The organism is Achromobacter sp. UBA2119 (genome assembly GCF_002331005.1).
Lineage (GTDB): Bacteria > Pseudomonadota > Gammaproteobacteria > Burkholderiales > Burkholderiaceae_B > Achromobacter > Achromobacter animicus.
In genome coordinates, this window is sequence record NZ_DCYD01000002.1 from 196,597 (window position 1) to 216,983 (window position 20,387).

Annotated in this window: 21 protein-coding genes, 1 tRNA gene and 1 riboswitch; of the genes, 11 read left to right on the forward strand and 11 right to left on the reverse strand. The window is 65.7% G+C overall.

Going from position 1 to position 20,387, the window contains the following annotated elements; all coding sequences use genetic code 11:
- The first annotated feature begins 124 nt into the window (after positions 1-124).
- From B3098_RS01155 to B3098_RS01170, 4 genes are all read left to right on the forward strand, one after another.
- A complete protein-coding gene (locus tag B3098_RS01155) occupies positions 125-1,312 on the forward strand; it encodes an NAD(P)/FAD-dependent oxidoreductase (RefSeq protein ID WP_286890190.1) in 1,188 nt (395 codons plus the stop codon).
- Positions 1,296-1,925: a HutD family protein gene (locus tag B3098_RS01160; RefSeq protein ID WP_286890192.1), complete on the forward strand. Its 630-nt coding sequence runs from the start codon at positions 1,296-1,298 to the stop codon at positions 1,923-1,925. Before B3098_RS01155 ends, B3098_RS01160 begins: the two co-directional genes overlap by 17 nt.
- 67 nt (positions 1,926-1,992) lie before the next feature.
- The gene (locus B3098_RS01165; RefSeq protein WP_191577349.1) at positions 1,993-2,742 is read left to right on the forward strand and encodes an electron transfer flavoprotein subunit beta/FixA family protein; all 750 of its coding nucleotides are present in this window, start codon (positions 1,993-1,995) and stop codon (positions 2,740-2,742) included.
- On the forward strand, positions 2,742-3,674 hold the full coding sequence (locus tag B3098_RS01170) for an electron transfer flavoprotein subunit alpha/FixB family protein (protein WP_286890196.1): 933 nt from the start codon (positions 2,742-2,744) through the stop codon (positions 3,672-3,674). Before B3098_RS01165 ends, B3098_RS01170 begins: the two co-directional genes overlap by 1 nt.
- Positions 3,675-3,764: 90 nt before the next feature.
- On the opposite strand, the gene B3098_RS01175 is transcribed toward B3098_RS01170, so the two are convergent.
- Both B3098_RS01175 and hutG read right to left on the reverse strand, forming a co-directional pair.
- Entirely contained in the window at positions 3,765-4,778 is a 1,014-nt protein-coding gene (locus tag B3098_RS01175; protein ID WP_286890197.1) for a LysR family transcriptional regulator, read from the reverse strand.
- A 32-nt stretch (positions 4,779-4,810) separates the two neighbouring features.
- Positions 4,811-5,614, reverse strand: a complete 804-nt coding sequence (gene hutG / locus B3098_RS01180; protein WP_218343465.1) for an N-formylglutamate deformylase — start codon at positions 5,612-5,614, stop codon at positions 4,811-4,813.
- Positions 5,615-5,878: 264 nt separating this feature from the next.
- Between hutG and B3098_RS01185 the strand changes: the two genes are divergently transcribed.
- Together B3098_RS01185 and B3098_RS01190 are read left to right on the forward strand one after the other, a co-directional pair.
- Positions 5,879-6,562, forward strand: coding sequence for a MarC family NAAT transporter (locus B3098_RS01185; protein WP_279975433.1), 684 nt, complete (start codon positions 5,879-5,881; stop codon positions 6,560-6,562).
- A 254-nt stretch (positions 6,563-6,816) separates the two neighbouring features.
- Entirely contained in the window at positions 6,817-7,050 is a 234-nt protein-coding gene (locus tag B3098_RS01190) for a hypothetical protein (RefSeq protein ID WP_286890199.1), read from the forward strand.
- A gap of 36 nt (positions 7,051-7,086) precedes the next feature.
- Here B3098_RS01190 and B3098_RS01195 read toward each other — a convergent pair whose 3' ends face one another.
- Positions 7,087-8,373, reverse strand: coding sequence for an LLM class flavin-dependent oxidoreductase (locus tag B3098_RS01195; protein WP_279975438.1), 1,287 nt, complete (start codon positions 8,371-8,373; stop codon positions 7,087-7,089).
- 216 nt (positions 8,374-8,589) lie between these two features.
- Positions 8,590-8,696: riboswitch (TPP riboswitch) on the forward strand.
- 101 nt (positions 8,697-8,797) lie between these two features.
- Between B3098_RS01195 and B3098_RS01200 the strand changes: the two genes are divergently transcribed.
- A complete protein-coding gene (locus B3098_RS01200; RefSeq protein WP_279975440.1) occupies positions 8,798-10,249 on the forward strand; it encodes a sodium:solute symporter family protein in 1,452 nt (483 codons plus the stop codon).
- Positions 10,250-10,313: 64 nt separating this feature from the next.
- On the opposite strand, the gene B3098_RS01205 is transcribed toward B3098_RS01200, so the two are convergent.
- Together B3098_RS01205 and B3098_RS01210 are read right to left on the reverse strand one after the other, a co-directional pair.
- Positions 10,314-10,736, reverse strand: a complete 423-nt coding sequence (locus tag B3098_RS01205; protein ID WP_286890202.1) for a type II toxin-antitoxin system VapC family toxin — start codon at positions 10,734-10,736, stop codon at positions 10,314-10,316.
- A complete protein-coding gene (locus tag B3098_RS01210; protein WP_191577356.1) occupies positions 10,733-10,990 on the reverse strand; it encodes a FitA-like ribbon-helix-helix domain-containing protein in 258 nt (85 codons plus the stop codon). The genes B3098_RS01205 and B3098_RS01210 overlap by 4 nt, the downstream gene beginning before the upstream one ends.
- 401 nt (positions 10,991-11,391) lie before the next feature.
- Here B3098_RS01210 and B3098_RS01215 point away from each other — a divergent pair, with 401 nt between their 5' ends.
- Positions 11,392-12,090 carry a metallophosphoesterase gene (locus B3098_RS01215; protein ID WP_286890203.1) on the forward strand — a complete coding sequence of 233 codons (699 nt, stop codon included), beginning with the start codon at positions 11,392-11,394 and terminating at the stop codon, positions 12,088-12,090.
- 148 nt (positions 12,091-12,238) lie between these two features.
- On the opposite strand, the gene B3098_RS01220 is transcribed toward B3098_RS01215, so the two are convergent.
- The 5 genes from B3098_RS01220 to B3098_RS01240 all read right to left on the reverse strand — a co-directional run bounded on the left by B3098_RS01220 (position 12,239) and on the right by B3098_RS01240 (position 15,422).
- Positions 12,239-12,314: transfer RNA gene (locus B3098_RS01220), tRNA-Ala, on the reverse strand.
- A gap of 70 nt (positions 12,315-12,384) precedes the next feature.
- Entirely contained in the window at positions 12,385-13,167 is a 783-nt protein-coding gene (xth, locus tag B3098_RS01225; RefSeq protein ID WP_175185134.1) for an exodeoxyribonuclease III, read from the reverse strand.
- Positions 13,168-13,509: 342 nt separating this feature from the next.
- Positions 13,510-13,731, reverse strand: coding sequence for a hypothetical protein (locus tag B3098_RS01230; RefSeq protein WP_063952506.1), 222 nt, complete (start codon positions 13,729-13,731; stop codon positions 13,510-13,512).
- An 87-nt stretch (positions 13,732-13,818) separates the two neighbouring features.
- Positions 13,819-14,601 carry a 3-oxoacyl-ACP reductase gene (locus B3098_RS01235; protein ID WP_175138908.1) on the reverse strand — a complete coding sequence of 261 codons (783 nt, stop codon included), beginning with the start codon at positions 14,599-14,601 and terminating at the stop codon, positions 13,819-13,821.
- Between the two features lie 17 nt (positions 14,602-14,618).
- Complete coding sequence (locus B3098_RS01240; protein WP_286890211.1) at positions 14,619-15,422, reverse strand: FadR/GntR family transcriptional regulator; 804 nt, start codon at positions 15,420-15,422, stop codon at positions 14,619-14,621.
- Between the two features lie 291 nt (positions 15,423-15,713).
- On the opposite strand from B3098_RS01240, the gene B3098_RS01245 reads away from it, so the two are divergent.
- Complete coding sequence (locus B3098_RS01245) at positions 15,714-17,150, forward strand: aldehyde dehydrogenase family protein (protein WP_175138979.1); 1,437 nt, start codon at positions 15,714-15,716, stop codon at positions 17,148-17,150.
- A 151-nt stretch (positions 17,151-17,301) separates the two neighbouring features.
- Entirely contained in the window at positions 17,302-18,006 is a 705-nt protein-coding gene (locus tag B3098_RS01250; protein WP_056569982.1) for a riboflavin synthase, read from the forward strand.
- 72 nt (positions 18,007-18,078) lie between these two features.
- Here the strand turns inward: B3098_RS01250 and B3098_RS01255 are convergent, their stop codons facing one another.
- A complete protein-coding gene (locus tag B3098_RS01255) occupies positions 18,079-19,575 on the reverse strand; it encodes a M81 family metallopeptidase (RefSeq protein WP_286890213.1) in 1,497 nt (498 codons plus the stop codon).
- A gap of 209 nt (positions 19,576-19,784) precedes the next feature.
- Here B3098_RS01255 and speG point away from each other — a divergent pair, with 209 nt between their 5' ends.
- A complete protein-coding gene (gene speG, locus B3098_RS01260) occupies positions 19,785-20,369 on the forward strand; it encodes a spermidine N1-acetyltransferase (RefSeq protein WP_175124181.1) in 585 nt (194 codons plus the stop codon).
- Positions 20,370-20,387: the final 18 nt, after the last annotated feature.

A 20,387-nucleotide genomic window follows, 5' to 3' on the forward strand; every position in this document is an offset into this window, starting at 1 on the left:
GCCCGAGCGCCTGGCGGCGGCATGAATATAAGGAGCGGCGATGGTCAACATCAGCGGCGCTTAAATTTCTGCAGCTCCGAAACGGCGGGTCCACACTCGCCGCACTTGTCCTTGGAGCCTTGTCGTGAAAAGTTTTGACGTGATCGTGATTGGTGCCGGCGTGATCGGCAGTTCGGTGGCGTTTCACCTGGCCGAACTCGGCGCGAAGAACGTGCTGGTGCTGGACCGCGAGACCATCGGCGCGGGCACCACGTCGCAGTCGTCCGGCATCCTGCGCACGCACTATTCCGTGCGCGAGAACGTGGAGCTGGCCCAGCGTTCGTGGAGCGTGTTCAACAATTTCGCCAGCTATCTGGGCGACGAAGAGGCCTCGTGCGGCCTGGTCAAGTGCGGCTACCTGATCACCGCCGCCGACGACGACAAGCTGGAACCGCTGCGCGGCGCGCTGGCGCAGCAGCAGGCGCAGGGCATCGCGCTGGAATTGCTGAATGCCGCGCAGGCGCGCGAGCTGCTGCCCATTGCGTCCTTCGACAACGCCGCGCTGATCGGCTATGAGCCCGAGGCGGGCTTTGCGGACGCGTATCTGGTGGCCACCAGTTTTGCGCGCGGCGCCCGCCGCCGCGGCGTCACCATCCGCGAAAACGTCAACGTCCAGCGCCTGATCATCGACAGCGGGCGCGTAACGGGCGTGGTGACTTCCGAAGGCGACTACAGCGCGCCGCTGGTCATCAGCACGCAGAACATCTGGACGCCGGAGCTTGCCGGCTGGACTGGCGTGGCGATGCCCGTCGTGCCGGAGCGCCATGCCGTGCTGGCGTTGGAATGCGAGGCGGCGCCCTATACGTATTCGATGCCGGTCTTCAAGGACCTGGCCTCGCCCGGCATGCTGTATTGCCGCAGCTACGGCGGCAACCAGATGCTGGTCAGCGAAGGCATCGTCGGCGAGGCGCTGCAAAAGAGCGACGCCGAGCAGGGCGACATTCCGCTGGACTACGTGGCAGAGGTCGGCGCGCAGGTGGCAGACCGCTTCCCCGCGTATGAGTCCGCCGGACTGGCGTCTTCGTGGACCGGTGTCTACGACGTGACGCCTGACTGGAACCCCGTGCTGGGCCGTGTGCCGGGGGTCGAAGGGCTGATCGTGGGCTTCGGCTTCTCGGGCCACGGCTTCAAGCTGTCGCCCACCGTGGGCCGCGTGCTGGCGCAGGAAGCGCTGGGTCTGGCGACCGACGTGTCGCTCACGCCTTACGAATTGGGGCGCTTTCAGCGCGGCGCGCTGTTGACCGGGAAGTATGGCCTTGGCGCAGTCTCCTGATCCGCGCGGTCCGGTGCAAGCCAGCTGGTTGGCGCTGCCGCCCGAGCCGTGGAAGAACGGCGGGGGTGTCACGCGCACGCTGGCGGCTGATCCGGCCGGACGCTGGCGCGTCAGCATCGCCGATATCGAACGCGACGGCCCGTATTCACGGTTTCCCGGGTATGACCGCGTGTCGGTCGTGCTGGCGGGCGAGGGCGTGATGCTGCAAGGCGAGGGTGTGGCGGCCGTGCCGTTGCGGCTGCGTGAACCGGCGGTGTTTGGCGGCGATGCGTTGCTGCAATCCACGTTGGTGGGCGGACCGGTGCAGGTGCTGAATCTCTTTGTCTTGCGCGGCGGTGCGAGGGCGTCGGTGACCTGTTCGGGGTCGGCGTCCGGTTGCTGCGAGGTCGGCGCGCTGCGGGCCGGCTCGGACGGACTCGAGGTTACGCGGGTGCGGGTGACGGCGGGGGCATACGAGATGACGCGCGGCGTGGAAATGCCGGGCGTCGATACGCCGGGCGTCGATACGCCGGGCGTCGATACGCCGGGCGTCGCCACCCCCGGCCCCCCAGCCACGCAAACCGACTTCACCGTGATCCTGGACATCACGGTCCAGAAAAGCTTCCCGGACTGACCAAACTACAGCCGTCCCAGTCACAACCTGGGGCGTCCGTTGATTCCTTTCACTCAGGAGTGTTTCCATGAAGGTACTTGCCGCGGTCAAGCGCGTGGTTGACTACAACGTCAACGTGCGCGTCAAGGCCGACCAGAGCGGCGTGGACATCGGCAACGTGAAGATGTCGATGAACCCGTTCGATGAAATCGCCGTCGAGGCGGCCGTGCGCCTGAAAGAGCAGGGCGCGGCGGCTGAAGTCGTGGCCGTGTCGTGCGGCACGGCGCAGTCGCAGGAGACGTTGCGCACCGCGCTGGCCATCGGCGCCGACCGCGGCGTGCTGGTGCAGACGGATGCCGCCTTGCAGCCGCTGGAAGTCGCCAAGCTGCTGCGCGCCGTCGTGGTCAAGGAAGCGCCCGCGCTGGTGATCCTGGGCAAGCAGGCCATCGACGACGACGCGTGCCAGACCGGCCAGATGCTGGCGGCCCTGCTGGGCTGGCCGCAGGCCACCAACGCCAGCGCCATCGCCATCGGCGACGGCACGGCGCGCGTCACGCGCGAGGTGGACGGCGGCCTGGAAGTGGTGGAACTGACGCTGCCCGCCATTGTGACGGCGGACCTGCGCCTGAACGAGCCGCGCTATGTCACGTTGCCCAACATCATGAAGGCCAAGAAGAAGCCGCTGGATGTGGAAACGCCGGACGCGCTGGGCGTGGACCCGGTGTCCCGCCTGCAGACGCTGCGCGTCGAAGAGCCGGCGGCGCGCGCACCCGGCATCAAGGTTGCCGACGTGGCCGCGCTGGTCGACAAACTGAAGAACGAAGCCAAGGTGATCTGATGACTGTTCTTGTTATTGCCGAACACGATAATCGGGCGCTGAATGGCGCCACGCTCAACGCCATTTCTGCCGCGGGCAGGCTGGACATGCCGGTCCACGTACTGGTCGCGGGCGAGGGCGCGCAGCCGGTGGCCGAGGCGGCTGCACGGGTCGCCGGGGTGGCAAAGGTACTGCTGGCGCAGGCGCCGCAGCTTGCCGATGGCCTGCCGGAAGCCGTGGCCGCGCAGGCCGTGGCGGCGGCCGCCGGCTACTCGCACGTCTTCCTGGCCGCGACGGCGCAGGGCAAGAGCGTGGCGCCGCGCATCGCCGCCTTGCTCGACGTGGCGCAGGTGTCGGACGTCATCGAAGTGCTGGCGCCCGATACGTTCAAGCGTCCGATCTACGCCGGCAACGCGATCGCGACGGTCAAGAGCGGTTACCCGGTAGTTGTGGCCACGATCCGCCCCACGGCGTTCGATGCGGTGTCTGCCGAAGGCGGCAGCGCCACGGTGGAAGCGGTCGAGGCCGTGACGGCGGCGGGCTTGTCGCGATTCATCAGCCGCGAGATCGCGGTGTCAGAGCGCCCCGACCTGGGCGCGGCGCGCGCCGTGGTGTCGGGCGGACGCGGCCTGGGCAGCGCGGAAAACTTCAAGCTGCTCGATCCCCTGGCCGAAAAACTGGGCGCGGCGCTGGGCGCCTCGCGCGCCGCTGTCGACGCGGGTTATGCGCCGAACGACTGGCAGGTCGGCCAGACCGGCAAGATCGTCGCGCCGGACCTGTACGTGGCCGTCGGGATTTCGGGCGCGATCCAGCATCTGGCGGGCATGAAGGATTCCAAGGTCATCGTCGCCATCAACAAGGACGGCGACGCGCCGATCTTCGGCGTGGCGGATTACGGGCTGGTGGGCGACCTGTTCGAAGCCGTGCCGGCGCTGACGTCCTCGCTGCCGTGATGGAAGCGGCGTTGGCGCCGCAGAACGCGCCAACGCCGCAGGCAGCCCTTCGCTGCCGAACCCCGCGTTCGGGGCGCCGCGGGCTTTACGTCAACGCCGCAGGCTGCGCCAGAGCGTGGCCGGCGGCAGCCCCAGCGCCGGGGCCAGTTCCTTCTGGATCAGGCGCTCCATCGCCATCAGGATCACGTCGCGCGCCTCGGCGGGCAGCTTGCCCACCTCCTGCTGGCGCGCGGCCAGATACAGCGTGCGCGACAGGGCGGGATCGTCGGCCCGCGCCGCGCCCAGGAAGGGCGCCAGCGGCAGCACGCGCAGCTGGTCCAGGAAATGGCGCGACTGCCAGATGCACAGCGGCGTGCTGATGCCAAAGCCCAGCCCGGCCGTGACCAGGCTGAGCAGCGGATCGGTATTGTCGAATTCGTAAGTCCGCTCGATCATCACGCCGTGCGACTCGACCAGCCGGTCGATCTCGGCCCCGATGAACGAACGTGCGCTGTAGCGGATGAACTGGGCGCGCTTGCCCAGTTCCTTCAGCGTGTCGATCCGGTCCATGCTCATCGAGCGCGGCACGATCAGCACGTAGGGCTCGCTGAACAGACTGTACTTGCGGATGGTGGGCTTGCCTGCCGATGCGCTGGTGGTGACGACGAGGTCGAGCTGCCGGTCTTCAAGCTGCTTGTCCAGCACGGGCGTGATGCCCGACCACAGCCGGATCTGGCGCGACGCCCCGGACAGGCCGTGGATCAGCGTCGGCCCCAGCGTGCCGGCAAACGAGTCCACGCAGCCGAAACGCACGATGTTGCGCTTGGCCCGGCTAAGGTTGCGCACGCTTTCCGTCATGTCGCCGGCCTGCGCCAGCAGCCGCGCGGCGTGTTCGAACAGCAGCTCGCCGGCCGGCGTGGGCCGGGCGGGGCGGGTGCTGCGGTCCAGCAGTTCGGTCGACATGGCGGCTTCAAGCTGCTTGATCCGCTGCGACACGGCCGCCTGCGAAAAACCCAACAGCCGCGCCGCGCCCGAGACCGACGCCGCTTCCACCACCGCCACCCACGTCAGCAGCAGGCTCCATTCCGGATAGTTTTCCGTGCTGGTGAACGAAAAGCGGTTCATGGCGTGGGCGTCCGGCGGCGATTCAACAGAGCTTAGCGCTGGCGCGCGGTGGTCTGGCGCAGCGCGGCAGTCACCATGCCTTCGACCACCGGAATGACCTTGTCGGCCAGATCGGGGCGATAGCCGTACGGGTATGTTTCGTCCATGTAGGTGGACTGGCACATCTCGAGCTGGATGGCGTGCACGTTGTCAGCCGGCGAACCGTAGTGGCGCGTGATGTAGCCGCCCTTGAAACGGCCATTGACGGCCCAGGTGTAATCCTTGCAGCCGTTCAACTGCTCTTGCACGGCGGCCAGGATGTCGGGCGCGCAGGAGGCGCCGTCGGACGTGCCGATGTTCAGGTCGGGCAGCTTGCCCTCGAAAAGGCGCGGCAGCACGCTGGCGATCGAGTGCGCTTCCCACAGCAGCACCGTGCCGTGCTCGGCCTTGATGCGGTCAATCTCTTCTTGCAGCTTGGCGTGATACGGCTTCCAGTACGCCTCCAGGCGCTGGGCGCGTTCCGCGTCGGTCAGCACAGCATCGTTCTGGTAAAGCGCATCGCCGCGAAAGGCCTGGGTGGGGCACAGGCCGGTCTTGGTCTGCCCGGGATACAGGCTTTCGTCGTTGGGCGGGCGGTTCAGGTCGACCACGTAACGGGAATAGCGCGCGCCCAGCACGGACGCGCCCAACGCCTGGGCGAACTGATACAGGGTGTCCAGATGCCAGTCGGTGTCGCCGGATTGCAGGGCGACGTCCGTCATGTGCGGACGCTGCGCGTCGGGAATCTGGCTGCCGAGGTGGGGAATGGAGATCAGCAGCGGGGCGGTGCCGCGGCTGAATTGAAAGAGGTCGGTCAAGAGGAAACTCCGGGTGGCAATGGCAATGCGCCGCGGCAGAGCCGCAGGCAACGGGCGCTTGTATGCTAGGCAGCACGGCCCGCTGCGGGAATTGCATCAGTTTAATGGATGCTGATGATTAGCCGCGCCGATGCTCATGGCGATGGCCGCGGCGTGGTCACGGTGAGCCGCGTTCTGGGTCGCGCTGGTCAGCCGCGGCCCGTGGACCGAGTTGCTGGGCCGTGTGAGGTAGAGTAGACGGCGCGCACACTCTAGCGAGCGGACATGATTGATGAACTGATTCAACTGGGCAAGCTCGTCAGCCTGGGTCTGGCGCTGATGCTGCCGCTGGCCAATCCGCTGACGTCCATGACGCTGCTGCTGTCGCTCGGCCAGCAGATACCGTTCAAGGAACGGCAGAAGCAGGTGACCCAGGCGGCGTTCTACGTGGTCGGGATCATGCTGGTGACCTACTACGCCGGCGCGCTGCTGATGCACACCTTCGGCATTTCCATCCCCGGCCTGCGCATTGCGGGCGGACTGATCGTGGTCAGCATCGGCTTTAGCATGCTGTTTCCGTCGGACCAGCCGCGCGCCCTGGAAGCCGAGGCCGCGGCCGACGCGCAGGAGCGCCAGAGCCCCAACATCGCATTCGTGCCCCTTGCCCTGCCCGGCACGGCGGGACCCGGCACGATCGCCATGATCATCAGCGGCGCGTCGTCTGTCGATTCGGCCATTGCACCGGACTATGCGCGTTGGGTGGTGGGCGTGGCCCCGGTCATCGTGTTCGCGCTGCTGGGGCTCTTGTTCTGGGTCTGCCTGCATTTCGCGGGCCGCATCGTCGCCGTGATCGGCAAGAGCGGCGTCGAGGCGATCTCACGCGTGATGGGATTCCTGTTGGTCTGCATGGGCGTGCAGTTCGTCATCAACGGCGTGTTGGAGATCGTGGAGAAGTTTCCCAACGTGTAGCGGGCATAGCGTCAGGCGTTCCGTCCATGCATGCCTGCGCTGCGCCGGGCAGTCCATAAAGTCACGCGGATTTTGATTTCACCCCGTTTCGTGAAGCTTGTAGAAACATAATCTACGCTACATTACATTTTTGATTTTTCGCCGTGGGCAGTCATGCTTGCCCGCGACGGCAGTTTTTGTATGTGCAACATCATTGAAGACAGGATCAGGCAGTGCGCGGTAGCCCGCGAATCCATCGTGGTCGGCGCGCCGAAGTGCCGGTCAAGCTCCTGCGGTACGGCCGCCGCAATCTGCAAGCGTGCGTCATGATGGCCTGGCTACCCTTGATCGTGTTGGGGCTGGTGGTCAGCGGCGTAGTCACCGCCTTGATGCGCGAGCCGGGCGTTCGCCTTTACGACTGGATCGCCACCCGCGCGCGCCGGCCGCAACCGGCCGTCCAGCGGCGTATCCCCGACACCGAATGCGAACCGTTGACCCAGACGAGCTGATCCGCGTCACGCGTTTCGCGTCCGGCGTCTGTCCTGTCAGCGGCTCGGTCGTTCCAGCCCCAGATGCCCGCGCAGCGTGGCGTGTTCGTAGTCCTTACGGAATAGCCCGCGCTGTTGCAGCACCGGCACCACCTGCTCCACAAAGTCGTCGATGCCGCCCGGCAGTGACGGGGGCATCAGGTTGAAGCCGTCGGCGCCTTCGTTCCTGAACCAATGTTCCATCCGGTCCGCGATCTGCTCCGGTGTGCCCACCATCGTGCAGTGCCCGCCGCCCGCGGCCAGCCGGCCGAGCAACTGGCGCACGGTGGGCTGTTCGGTTTCGATGATGCGCAGGATGGTGCCGTAACGGCCCTTGGGGCCGGTGAAGTCGGACAGCGGGGGCAGGGGCGGCACGGGCGCGTCCAGTTCCCAGCCCGAACAATCCTGCAGGACGAACGTGCCAAGTTGGCGCAATGAGGCGTCCGCGGGCAGGAGTTCGTCCAATTCGCGCTGCTTGGCGCGGGCCTCGGCTTCGGTCGAGCCGACATAGGTCACGAGGCCCGGCATGATGGGCACGAACGCGTCGCGGCCAGCGGCCCGGACACGTTGCTTGATGTCGCGGTAATAGGACTGCGCGGCGGGCAAGTCGTAGGCCACGGCATAGATGGCTTCCGCGCGGCGCGCCGCCAGATCGCGGCCTTGATCCGAGGCGCCCGCCTGGAACAGCACCGGATGCCCCTGCGGCGGTCGCGGCACGGTAAGCGGGCCGTCCACCAGAAAGTGTTCGCCGTGGTGATCTATCTTGTGCAGGCGGTCCGGCACGCCGAAGTGGCCGTTGCGGTCGATGACCAGCGCGTCGTCGTCCCACGAGTCGAACAGCCTCAGCGCAACGTCGACAAATTCCTCGGCGCGCGCGTAGCGCCAGTCGTGGCCGGGCATGGCTTCGTAACCGTGATTGCGCGCCTCGGCATCGAACATCGAGGTCACCACGTTCCAGCCCATGCGGCCGCCCGAAATGTGATCCAGCGAGGCCACCATGCGCGCCGCATGAAAGGGCGTGAAGAACGTGCTGGACACCGTGCTGATCAGGCCGATTCTCGTGGTGGCGCGGGCGATCGCGGCCATCGTGGTGAGCGGTTCGAGATACCAGCGCGGCCCGTCGCCGATGTTGTCCATCGACTGGCCGTCGGCAAAGAAAATGGCGTCGAGCTTGCCGCGCTCGGCCGTGCGGGCCAGGCTTTCGTAATAGCTGATGTCGCCCAGCCGCTCGGCCGCCGAGTCCGGGTGGCGCCAGGCCGCGCGATGGTGGCCGCAGCCGAAAATGAACAGGTTCAGGTGCATCATGGCGATCAGCTCGTCGATTGCTTCATCAGTTGCGTCATTGATTGCCGCGTCCGGCACGCCCGCGGGTGCCGCAAGCGGGCGAACTTAGCATAAAACGGCGGGCGGGCGCCGTTGCGGTCGGTGGGGCTTGCGCGGCCGCGGCGCCTGCCCGGCAGACCCGGCCCGACGTTTCTCACGCCGCGCGTTGACATCGCCGCGCTGCTCTCCTAACCTTGCGGCAATTCCTGGGGGAGCCCTGTATGGGCTGAGATTCCGCGTCTATGCGGTAACCCTTTGAACCTGATCCGGGTAATGCCGGCGAAGGGAAGGACTCCGCAAGTCTCTCGCGCGCCCTCCCTGATTCCATTCATCTTGCGGCCTCCCTGACGGCGGGCCGCCGCGTTACGCGTCCGGCCTCAGGCCGCCCGCGGGAGGACCGACCTTCATGTTGACCCAAACCACCGCCCTGGTATGGCTGCTGCTGTTCTCGGGCGGCTTCGCCGTGGCCAGCGTGCTGTACACCCGACGCAAGCGCGGCACCCTGGAAGACTACATCGTCGCGCGCAATAGCCAGGGGTCGTTTGGCACGATCCTGACGCTGATGGCGTCCACGCTGGGCGCATGGATTCTCTTTTCGCCGGCGCAGGCCGCAACCTGGGGCGGGCTGGCCGCCGTGATCGGCTACGCGCTCGGGTCGATGTCGCCGCGTCTGGTCATGATTCCGCTGGGCCGGCGCATGCGCGAACTGATCCCGCACGGCCACACGCTGACCGAATTCCTGATGGCGCGCTACGGCCGGCCCATGTATGGCCTGGCGCTTTTCATCATGCTGTTCTACCTGTTCATCGCGCTGTCGGCCGAGGTTACCGCCATTGCCAAGCTGGTCGCGATGCTGGCGCCCGTGCCCCTGTGGGCCACCGCCGCCATCGTGATGGGGACGACCTTGCTCTACACCACCTACGGCGGCCTGCGCTCGTCCATCTTCACCGATCAGGTGCAGATGATGATCATCGTGCCGCTGCTGGTGGTGCTGTGCGTCGTCGGCTGGCAGGCGGCCGGTGGCGCATTGCCCACCATCGAAGCCCTGCAGGCCAAGGCGCCGCAACTGCTGGACCTGACCGACCCGGTGGGCGTGAAGGCGGGACTGACCTTCTTTGTCGCCATTTTGCTGACCGGCATCTTCCACCAGGGCAACTGGCAGCGCATCTACGCCGCCCGCGACACCCGCACGATGCGCAACGGCTTTCTGCTGGGCGGCGTGCTGGTGGCGCCGTTCATCTTTTTGATGGGCCTGTTCGGCCTGGCGTTTGTCGGTTTGGCGCCCGAGGGCGACAGCTCGATCGCGCTGTTCAGCGTCATCATGCCGCACGCCCCGGCGTGGTTTGTCATCGCCCTGATTCCGCTGGGTCTGTCCCTGGTCATGAGCACCGCCGACACCGCCATCAGCGCGGTGTCCAGCATCATCGCGGTCGACCTGCGCCGCCTGATGCCCAACGCCGGCGGCGCCACCATGAAGCGCCTGGCGCGCTGGCTGGTGCTGCTGATGGCGATCCCCGTGATGATCGTGGCGTCGCAAGGCTACAGCGTGCTGTACCTGTTCCTGCTGGCCGACCTGCTGTGCTCGGCTGCTGCCTTCCCGGTGTTTTACGGGCTTTTCAGCCGCAAGCACGATGGATTCACGGCGACCACGGCCACCATCACGGGGCTGATCGCCGGGCTGTTTTTCTTTCCCGCGCCGGGGGATAAGCCGACTTTCCTGCTGGAATCGTTCCTGCTGGCGGCGATTGTGCCGGTGGTGACGACGGTGCTGATCCGGCTGGTGATGCGCGGGCGCAAGGAGTTTGATTTCTCGACGCTGAGCGCGGCGGTGCGGCGGTTGGATAAGGAGACGGTTTGAGGGGGAAGTAGTTAAAGACTGCGCGGCATTCGTGCGCCGACGCAGCGTCCAAATTCCCTCAGCCTTAAACGTCGTTCCAGGGGTTGATGACAGCGACGTCAGCGGCCTTGAAAGGGGCCGTATCGCGGCTGGCAACAATCATGCCGCGCGTTGCGGCCGTTGCCGCGATGTAGCCGTCGGCTGCGCTGATGGCTTTACCCGCTTTGCGCGCCTTTGCCATCAAATGGGAATAGGCGCCCGAAGCCTCCAGGTCGAATGGCAGGATGCGTCCGAAGAATGCTGGCAGCAATTCTCTTTCCAACAGCCCGCAAAAGTGATCGCGTCGCTTGCTTGACGGCATGACCGCCAACCCAAGTCGCAGTTCTGCGATAGTGACGGCCGATATGAAAAGAGTCTCGGCGTTCTGGGCATCTATCCACTGCATCACTTGCGCGGAGGGTTGTGGCTTCCAGACTTCCGAAATGACGTTGGTATCAAGAACGATCATTCAAAATCCATCGGTTTGGCAGGTCGCTTGTCGCGAACCCCGTTGATGGATTCAACCTCTGTTTCGGTCAGAGGACCGGCTTTGTGGGCGAAGGACGCTAACAGAGAGCCAATCTTGAGGCGCCCCTCGGGGCGTGCTGCTTGTTCGAGAATGGCGCGAACTTCTGCTTCGGTGCTTCGGCCATGCTTGGCGGCGCGCGCACGCAGCGCGCGGTGTACTTCGTCGGGAATATTGCGGACGGTGATCGAGGCCATGATGTGGAACCTCTCGGCGTGAATTGATGTCATTTTATTGATTTGATATCACCGTCACAAGTTTGTCTGTTTAGGAACGCGGAGGTCTTTCGCGGATGCCGAGGTGGATACAAGCGTTGATGAGATTCAGCGTCGGCGCGTGGGGGTTACCGGTTGAATGCGGCGCGCGGCGCTGCCGCTGAATATGCCTCGATTGTGTGCTCTGTCTAGGAATGGCGCTACGCCGAGGCTAGAAAAATCAGACGAAGCGACAGAAAGGCGGCGTCTCATGACGATAGCTTGCTGAAGGCGGTGCGAAGGGGGTGAGGCGGAACTCCCGGCTTAAACTCGCTGATTGTCCGAAATTTGCCTACAAATATCGGACAGCCCTCAACTTATAAGGATGATTCGGGGGACATCTGGTGGAAGCAGATCAAAGGTCCGGAAATCTGCGTGTAGAGCGCTTTGCTCTAAACACCAAAGGCCGCGACCTTGCCGTCGGCGACATACACGGCCATTTCGGCCGGCTTGAAGCCGCGCTTGCCGCAGCCCGGTTTTCCCCCGAGCATGACCGCTTGTTCGCCGTCGGCGATCTCGTCGATCGCGGGCCAGAGTCCGCCGAGGTTCTGGCTTGGCTGGAGCGCCCCTGGTTTCACGCGATCTGCGGGAATCACGACCTCATGACGTGGCGGCGCGCCATGAACAACCCCATTCCCGACGTGGATCATCGCCTCCATGGCGGCGAATGGCTGGATGCGTGCGATGGCGACACCCAGGTCCGCATCGCTACATGCCTGAATGCCTTGCCGTTGGCCATCGAGGTGGAAACGCCGGGCGGTGTCGTCGGTCTGGTGCATGCCGACTTTCCCTATGACGATTGGCAAGCCATTCATGGGGCCGGCTTCAGTCTGGACGATGAAGACGCGTGCCTGTGGTCCATCGACCGCTATCGAATGCAATATGCCAAACCTGTCCGAAACGTCGGTGCGGTGGTCCACGGGCACATGACGCTGCGCAAGCCGGCGCAGTTGGGCAATGTGTATTACATCGACACGGGGGGGTGGCAGGACGGGGGGCGGTTCACGCTGCTGGATCTGCACACGTTGAAGCCTTGCCGGTGAAACGGCCAAGCGCCGTCGCGCTTGCCGTTCGAATGTTGCCGCTCCATAGGCGGGCTGTAGGTTCCGCCTACGGCCCGTACAGATCCTGCCCGCAGAAACAAAAAAGCCTTGGCACACAAAAGTGTCCAAGGCTTTTCCGTCTGGAATTTGGTGGAGCGGAGGAGGATCGAACTCCCGACCTTCGCATTGCGAACGCGACGCTCTCCCAGCTGAGCTACCGCCCCAAATCAAGCAAGACCAGAAATATACAGGAATTCCCCCCGGCTGCGCAACACGCGCCGGCGCCGATATTTTTCAGACAAATGCGAGCGTGGCGATGACCGGCGCGTGGTCCGACGGTTGCTCGTTGCGGCGGGGTTCCTTGTCGATCACGCAGGCGGTGCAACGCTTGACCAAGGGGGCGGACAGCAGCACGTGGTCGATGCGCAGGCCGGCGTTGCGGCGGAACGCGAATTGGCGGTAATCCCACCACGTGAACGACTTTTCCGGCTGCTCGAACAGGCGGAACGAGTCGGTCAGGCCCACGTCGATCAGCGAGCGCAAGGCCTGGCGTTCAGGTTCGGACACAAGGACCTGGCCTTCCCACTTTTCGGGGTTGTGCACGTCTTCGTCGGCGGGCGCGACGTTGTAGTCGCCCAGCACGGCCAGGCGGGGGAATTGCTTGATCTCTTCAGCCAGCCATTTGCGCATGGCTTCAAACCATTCCAGCTTGTACGCGTACTTGTCGGACCCGACCGACTGGCCGTTGGGGCAGTAGGCGCACACGACGCGCACGTCGCCTTCGGGGCTGGGGAAGGTCAGGGCCAGGACGCGCTGCTGCGGGTCTTCAAAGCCGGGGATGTTGCGCACCATCGTCGTGCCGGGCACGCGGGAAATGATGGCGACGCCGTTGTAGGTTTTCTGGCCGGCCCACACAGCGTGGTAGCCGGCTTCCTTGAAGGCTGCCTCGGGGAACTTGTCGTCGGTGAGCTTGAGCTCCTGGATGCACAGCACGTCGACGGGATTGGCGGCGAGCCAGTCGAGGACCTGTTGCAGGCGCACGTTCAGGGAGTTGACGTTCCAGGTGGCGAGTTTCATGTTTTGTTCAGATGTTTGTTTACGCGGCTCTCGCGGCATCGCGTCGGCGTGACGGGCCGATGGCTTCAAATCCGGCTTCGATGGCGTCGTTGAAACGAGAGCAATTCGGGGGGGCGAGGCCGCCCCATGCAGATGCGGAATGATACCGCGCCGCCATGACGCGCTTTTTTGCCAGGCCTGCGCATATTGGGTGTCTGACACCCGCGGGAGGCGATCGCCAGTTCGGGGCAGCGTCTCATTGGGGTGTCAGACACCGGCCAGCGGAGCTCCACCGCCGCCGCAAGGTGTCAGACACGCACAAACAAAAACCCCGATTCCTGCGAATCGGGGTTTTGGCTTTTGCTATTCGCTGATGTGATTGAACTCAACCGATCCCGGCTCGATTCCCCCGCGCCGCAGCCGGCCGTCGACATCGTCCGGATTTCCGCCCGCCGCGTCCGCCGCCGGCAGGTCCAGCCAATTCGCCAGTTCCTGCTTCGCTTGCTGGCTGTCGGAAATCCCGCCATTGACCAGCGCCACGCCGTCGCTGCCGTCGAGCTTTCGATAACTGATCTGTGTCTTCATCTTGCCTCCTGGGTTGCGGTGGATTTGCCGGTCCACCGTAACACACGACGCATCAGCGTCATCCGGGGGGCTTCCCGGATGCGGCGATCAACCCTTCACCAGTCCACCGTCGACAATCAGGTTCTGCCCGGTCACCGCGCGCGACCAGGGGCTGGCGAAGAACAGCACGGCATCCGCAAATTGCTCTGGCGTGGTGACTTCGCGCAGCGGGGTGCCGGCGGCGATCATGTCGAAGACGGCGTCGGGGGTGGCGGCCGAGGCGTCGGTGGTGCGCAGCAGGCCGCCGGACACCATGTTGACGGTGATGCCGTCCGCGCCCAGTTCGTGGGACAGGGTGCGGGTGAAGGCGAGCAGTGCGGCCTTGGCAGCGGTGTAGTCGTGGTACGGCACGACCGGGTTCTGGACCAGGTTGGTGCCGACGTTGATGATGCGGCCGCCGCCGGCGGCGCGCATGCCGGGCAGGGCGGCCTGCGTGGTGTTGAGCGCCGCGCGCACGCTGCCTTCGATCTGGGCGTTCATCTGCGCCCAGTCCAGCGTGTCGGCGTGGGGACGGGCGTCGCCGTTGAACTGGAAGGCGGGCAGGGCGTTGTTGACGATGGTGCTGACCGGCTGGCCAAAGTGCTGGCTGGCGCGGGCGACCAGGGCGGCGACGGCGGCGGGGTCGCGCACGTCGGCCTGCACGGCCAGGGCGCGGTCCGGGGCGGACGCCGCCAGAGCCTCGGCGCGCTCTGCGCTGTTCAGATAGTTGATGACGACCTTGGCGCCTTCACGCAGGAAGGCCTGCGCGATGGCGGCGCCCAGGCCGCGGCTGGCGCCGGTGACGATGACGAGTTGCTGGTTCAGGTTCAGTTGCGGACGTTGCGATGACATGGGGTACGGCTTCCTGCTCAATGTTCCGAGCCGCTGTTGAGCATGCGGCTGCGGGCTTTTTCGATATGGGCGCGCATGACGTTGCGCGCGCCCTCGGCATCCTGATCGCGGATCAGTTTGTAGATGTGGCGGTGTTCGTCGATGGCGGCGCGCGTGCGCTTCCAGGGTTCGCTGTGGACCAGATGGCGCATGACGTTCACGGCGTGGCTCACGTCGTATTCCAGGGACTTGAGCACCTGCACGAAGCGCTGGTTGCCCGTGGCCGTGGCAATGGCGCGGTGAAAGCCATAGTCGTGATGGTGCGCGATGGCGCCGGACGCGTCGGCCTCTTCGTAGCCGGTCAGCATGCGGTCCATTTCCTGCAGGTCTTCGGGTGTGCGGCGCAGTGCGGCCAGGTGCGCGCATTCGGGCTCGATCACCATGCGCAGTTCCAGGCCTTCCAGGATGTGGCCCACGCGGCGCGCGGGGTCCACGGCGGGCATGCCGCCCATCAGGTCCGGTTTGGACTTCACGTAGGAGCCCGATCCGCGGATCGAGTCCACAAGCTGGTCTTCACGCAGCCGGTCCAGCGCCTGGCGCACGACGGGCCGCGACACTTCAAAGAGCGCGGCCAGTTCCAGTTCGGTCGGCAGCTTGTTGCCGGGGGCGATCTTGCCGGTGGCGATCGCGTAGAACAGGCTTTCGTAGACGCGCTCGGCAAAGCGCTCGGCGCGGACATAGCCCAGGCCTGACGCCACCTCGGCCAGCACGTCCAGTTCGGGACGGGGGCGGGTAGCCGCGGCCAGCAGCGATTCAAGCTGCGGGTCACGTAGGTTGCTCATCGGGCGCTCCTTCAAGTAGGGACAGGTTGTCATGCGGCATGACTAACCGGTGGGCCGCTAAGCCCCTGAAATATTAGGGATAACCCGATCATCCAGAAAAATATCCTGAAGGTTGGGATTAAAGCTGTCATTTCAATTGACAAGTTGCGGAGGCCTCCCGTACCTTGCCATTCAAACCACAACGCCCGCGCGCACGACGCGCCGGCGGCGCGGCCGGCCCAGCTGCCGGCAAGCGCACCGAGACATGCAGCTTCCCCCAACCGGCCGTTCGGCCGCTACTTTACTCCGCACATCGTGACTCAGAAGAACTTTATCGCCAACCAATGGGTGGCCGCGGCCACCGGTGAAACCATTCCCGTCCTGAACCCGTCCGATGGCAAGCCTTTCGAGGAACTGGCCCGCTCGAACGAGGCCGACGTGGACCGTGCCGTGCAGGCCGCGCGCCAGGCGTTCGAAGGCGAGTGGGGCCAGATGGCGCCCGCCGTCCGCAGCCGCCTGCTGATGAAGATTGCCTTTGCGCTGCTGGACCGCCAGGAGGAACTGGCGCAGCTGGAATCGGCCGACACGGGCAAGCCCATCAAGCAGGCGCGCGCCGATGCCGCCGCCGTGGCGCGCTATTTCGAGTTCTATGCCGGCGCGGTCGACAAGCTGCATGGCGAGACCATTCCGTACACGCCGGGATTCACCGTGCTGACGGTGCGCGAGCCGCATGGCGTCACCGGCCACATCGTGCCGTGGAACTACCCCCTGCAGATCTTCGGCCGCAGCGTCGGCGCGGCGCTGGCGGCGGGCAACGCGTGCGTGGTCAAGCCCGCTGAAGATGCCTGCCTGTCGCTCCTGAAGCTGGCCGAGATCGCCGCCGAAGTCGGCCTGCCCGCCGGCGCGCTGAACATCGTCACGGGCTACGGTCATGAGGCGGGCGCCGCGCTGTCCGCGCATCCGGGCATCGACCACATCTCGTTCACGGGCTCGCCGCAGACCGGCAAGATGGTCGCGCACGCCGCTGCCGAGAACCACGTGCCCGTCACGCTGGAGCTGGGCGGCAAGTCGCCGCAGATCGTGTTCGACGACGCCGACCTGGACGCCGCGATGCCGGTGCTGCTGGGCGCCATCATCCAGAACGCCGGCCAGACGTGCTCGGCCGGCAGCCGCGTGCTGATCCAGCGCGGCGTGTACGAAACCGTGCTCAAGCGCCTGTCGGACGCGTTTTCCGCCACGGTGACCGGACCGGCGGCGGCGGACCTGGATGTCGGTCCGCTGATCAACGCGCGCCAGCAGGATCGCGTGCGCGGCTTCCTGGCCGAAGCCGAGGCGCAAGGCATGAAGGTCGCCGCGCGCGGCAAGCTGAAGGACGGCACGCCCGAGGCCGGCTTCTATCAGACGCCGGTCCTGTTCCGCGATGTGCCGCCCGACAGCCGCCTGGCGCAGGAAGAAGTCTTCGGCCCGGTGCTGGCCGCCATGGTGTTCGACACCGAGGAAGAGGCGCTGGAAATCGCCAACGGCACGCTGTATGGCCTGGTGGCGGGCGTGTGGACGCGCGACGGCGGCCGCCAGATGCGCTTGGCCCGCAAGCTGCGCGCCGGCCAGGTGTTCGTCAACAACTACGGCGCGGGCGGCGGCGTGGAACTGCCGTTCGGCGGTTCGCGCCAGTCGGGCTACGGCCGCGAGAAGGGCTTTGAGGCGCTGTACGGCTTCACCAGCCTGAAGACCATCGCGATCCGCCACTGATCCCGGCGCGGGGGCGGCGCGTCCGCGCAATGACCCGGGCAATGACCCGGGCAATGACCCGGGCAGCGGCCCCCAGCAAGGACCCGGACAAAATATCGGTTAACGTTGATGTTTTGCTTCCGGGGCCTGCCGCCCCGCATTCAGGATCCGTATGTTCACCGGTATTGTTCAAGGCACCGCGAAGATCGCAAAGATCGCGGATCGCGAAGGCCTGCGCACCTTCACGCTGGATTTCCCCCCTGGTTTCTGCACTGACCTGGCCATCGGCGCCAGCGTGTCGACGGACGGCGTCTGCTTGACCGTCACGGAAATCCTGTCCGAAAACCAAGCCACGTTCGACGTCATGCTGCAAAGCCTGGCGATCACCACGCTGGGCAGTTATGGCGAGGGCGACAGCGCGAATGTAGAGCGCGCGGCCAAAGACGGCGCCGAGATCGGCGGCCACCCGTTGTCGGGCCACGTGGACTTCACGTCGCAGGTGCTGATGGTGAAGTCGTCGGACACCAATCGCCTGATGCGCTTCAGCATCCCCGAGGCCTTCCGCAAATACGTGTTCGCAAAGGGCTACATCGCCATCAACGGCGCCAGCCTGACCGTATCGGAAGTGAACCGCGCCGAAGGCTGGTTCGAGGTCTGGCTGATTCCCGAGACGCGCCGCATGACGGTCTTCGAGGACAAGCAGGTGGGCGACGCGGTCAACATCGAGATCGAGCGCAGCACGCAGGTCATCGTCGATACCGTGCGCGAGACCGTTCAGGAAAGCCTGGGCAAGCTGCAACCGCTGCTGGAGGCGATCCTGAAGGAAAAGGGACTGACGCTGGAAGACTTCGTCAGCCCGCAGGGCAAGCTGAAGTAGTACCGCTTGATGGCGGCCACGATGGCCGCCTTCGTCAATATGGCCGGCGCCTTTGCGCCGGCCATGCCGTTTTTACGCCGCCGCGAACGGCCGCCCCTGCGGCCGCACCCGCATCCCGGGTGCCAGACGCGTCCATGGCAGATCCGCGGGATCGGCCTGCATCGGGCCGGGCGCCTTGGCCACCAACACCTCGTGCGCGATGGGCTGGAAGTCGGCCCGGAAATGCACCGAGCTTTTCACCACCAATATCCCCATTTCCTCGGGCTGCACGCCGCCGACGCGGAACAGATTGCGGTCCAGCATCTGCGCCTTGCCGGCGCTGACCACCACCCGCACGCCCCCGATCCGCAGCGTGGCCGTCCCGCCCAGGTCGACGTCCATGCCGTTCATCATCGGTCCGTCAAAGCGCAGCTTGCCGTTCGATAGCGCCTCGACCACGAATTCGCCTTCAAAGGCCGCGTCGCCCGTGACGCCGGACTGACCGCCCAGCTTGAGCGCGACGGTCGCGCCGACGCCTGCCGCTGTTGCCTGACGCACCACGTCGGGGTCGTACAGCAAGCCCAACGCCGCGTTCTGCGCGTCCGCTTCCACCAGCGCGCGCAGCATGCCGGTGGTGTTGGCGTCACCGCCCGCGCCGGGGTTGTCCTGCGTGTCCGCAATGACGACGGGCCGCGTCGCTTCCGCGGCCAGGGCCTGCGCGCGGCGCACCGCCTCGGCCGGTTCCAGAAAGTCCGGCGACCACTCGGGTTCCAGCGCCAGCACGCGCGCATACAGCGATTCCGTGACCTGCTCGACCGCGGCGGCGTCCGTGCCGTAGGCCCACACCACCGGCCCGCACTCCGGGAAATCCGCGGCGGGAAAGCCCGGCGCGAAGGAAACGGAGGCGACGCCGGGCGTCTGTTCCAGTTCACCCAGTAAGGCATACACGCCCTGCGAGGGTTCGAGCATCGTGCACATGCCGTTGATGGGAATCAGGAAGGGCAGGCGGCGTTCGCTGCGGATCCATTTGCCGCCGGCCTGCATGCGAGCCATGAGCAGCCGCGCGGCCAGCACGCCAGTGTCGGCCATGTCCACGTGCGGATAGGTGCGGAATGCCACCAGGCCGTCCGCGCTTTGCAGCATCTGCGCGGTGACATTCGCGTGCAGATCCAGGCTGGTGACCACCGGCACGGCCGGTCCCACGATCTCGCGCACGCGGGCAAGCAGTTCGCCTTCGCCGTCGTCCAGATGCTCCGTGACCATGGCGCCGTGCAGGTCCAGATAGACGGCGTCAAAGCCGCCCGCCCGCACCGCGTCCAGGATCTCGCCAGCGATGCGTTCGTAGGCGTCGCGCGTCACATGGGCAGACGGGCTGGCGCCTGCCCAGATCACGGTCTGCACGGTGTGGCCTTCCGCGGCCACCGCGTTGATAAAGCCGCCGGCCGGAATGTTGACCTCGCGCAGCGCCAGCATGTCCGCGCCCCGCACCATCGCGGGAAAGCCTTCGCCGCGCACGAAGTTGTCGTAGCCCGCCTTGGAGGGCGCGAAGGTATTGGTCTCGTGCTGGAAGCCAGCAACCAGGATGTGCATGAGCGTATTTCCTTGCCGATGAGAGGAGGGGAATTCGAGCGTGCGGAAATTATTGGGGGCGGCGCTGCGATCGGCAATACCGATGTCCGCGGCTCGTCGTACAAATCCCTGCCTGAGCGCCGAATCGCGGGAAATCCCTGATAAGCGGCGCGTCGACCCGTGGCCTTGACATAGAATGGCCGCACCCCAGCGGTCATTTCGAGGTATCTATGTCGGTCGCATCCGATATCAAACTACGCCCGCTCGAACGCGGCGACCTGCACTTTGTGCACAAGATCAACAATAACGACGTCATCATGCGCTACTGGTTCGAAGAGCCTTACGAGGCCTATGACGAACTCGTAGCTCTGTACGACCGCCACCTGCACGACCAGAACGAGCGGCGTTTCATCATCGAGCACGACACCGGGCAGCCGGCCGGGCTGGTCGAACTGGTCGAGATCGACTACATCCATCGCCGCGCCGAATTCCAGATCATCATCGCGCCCAGCTACCAGGGCCGCGGCTACGCCAAGGCCGCCACGCGCATTGCGGTGGGCTACGCGTTCCGCGTGCTGAACCTGCACAAGGTGTATCTGGTGGTGGACAAGGACAATACCGCTGCCGTCCACGTGTACGAGCGCTGCGGCTTTCAGATCGAAGGCCTGCTCAAGGAAGAGTTCTTTTCCAACGGCGCGTACCGCGATGCTTATCGTATGGCGCTGTTGCAGCACGACCATCTGCGCGACGTGGGACCGGGCGCGCCGGATGCGCCCGTGCTGCGGGACTGGCCGCAGGAAGACCAGGCAGGCTGACGCCGCCTGCAAAGGCGA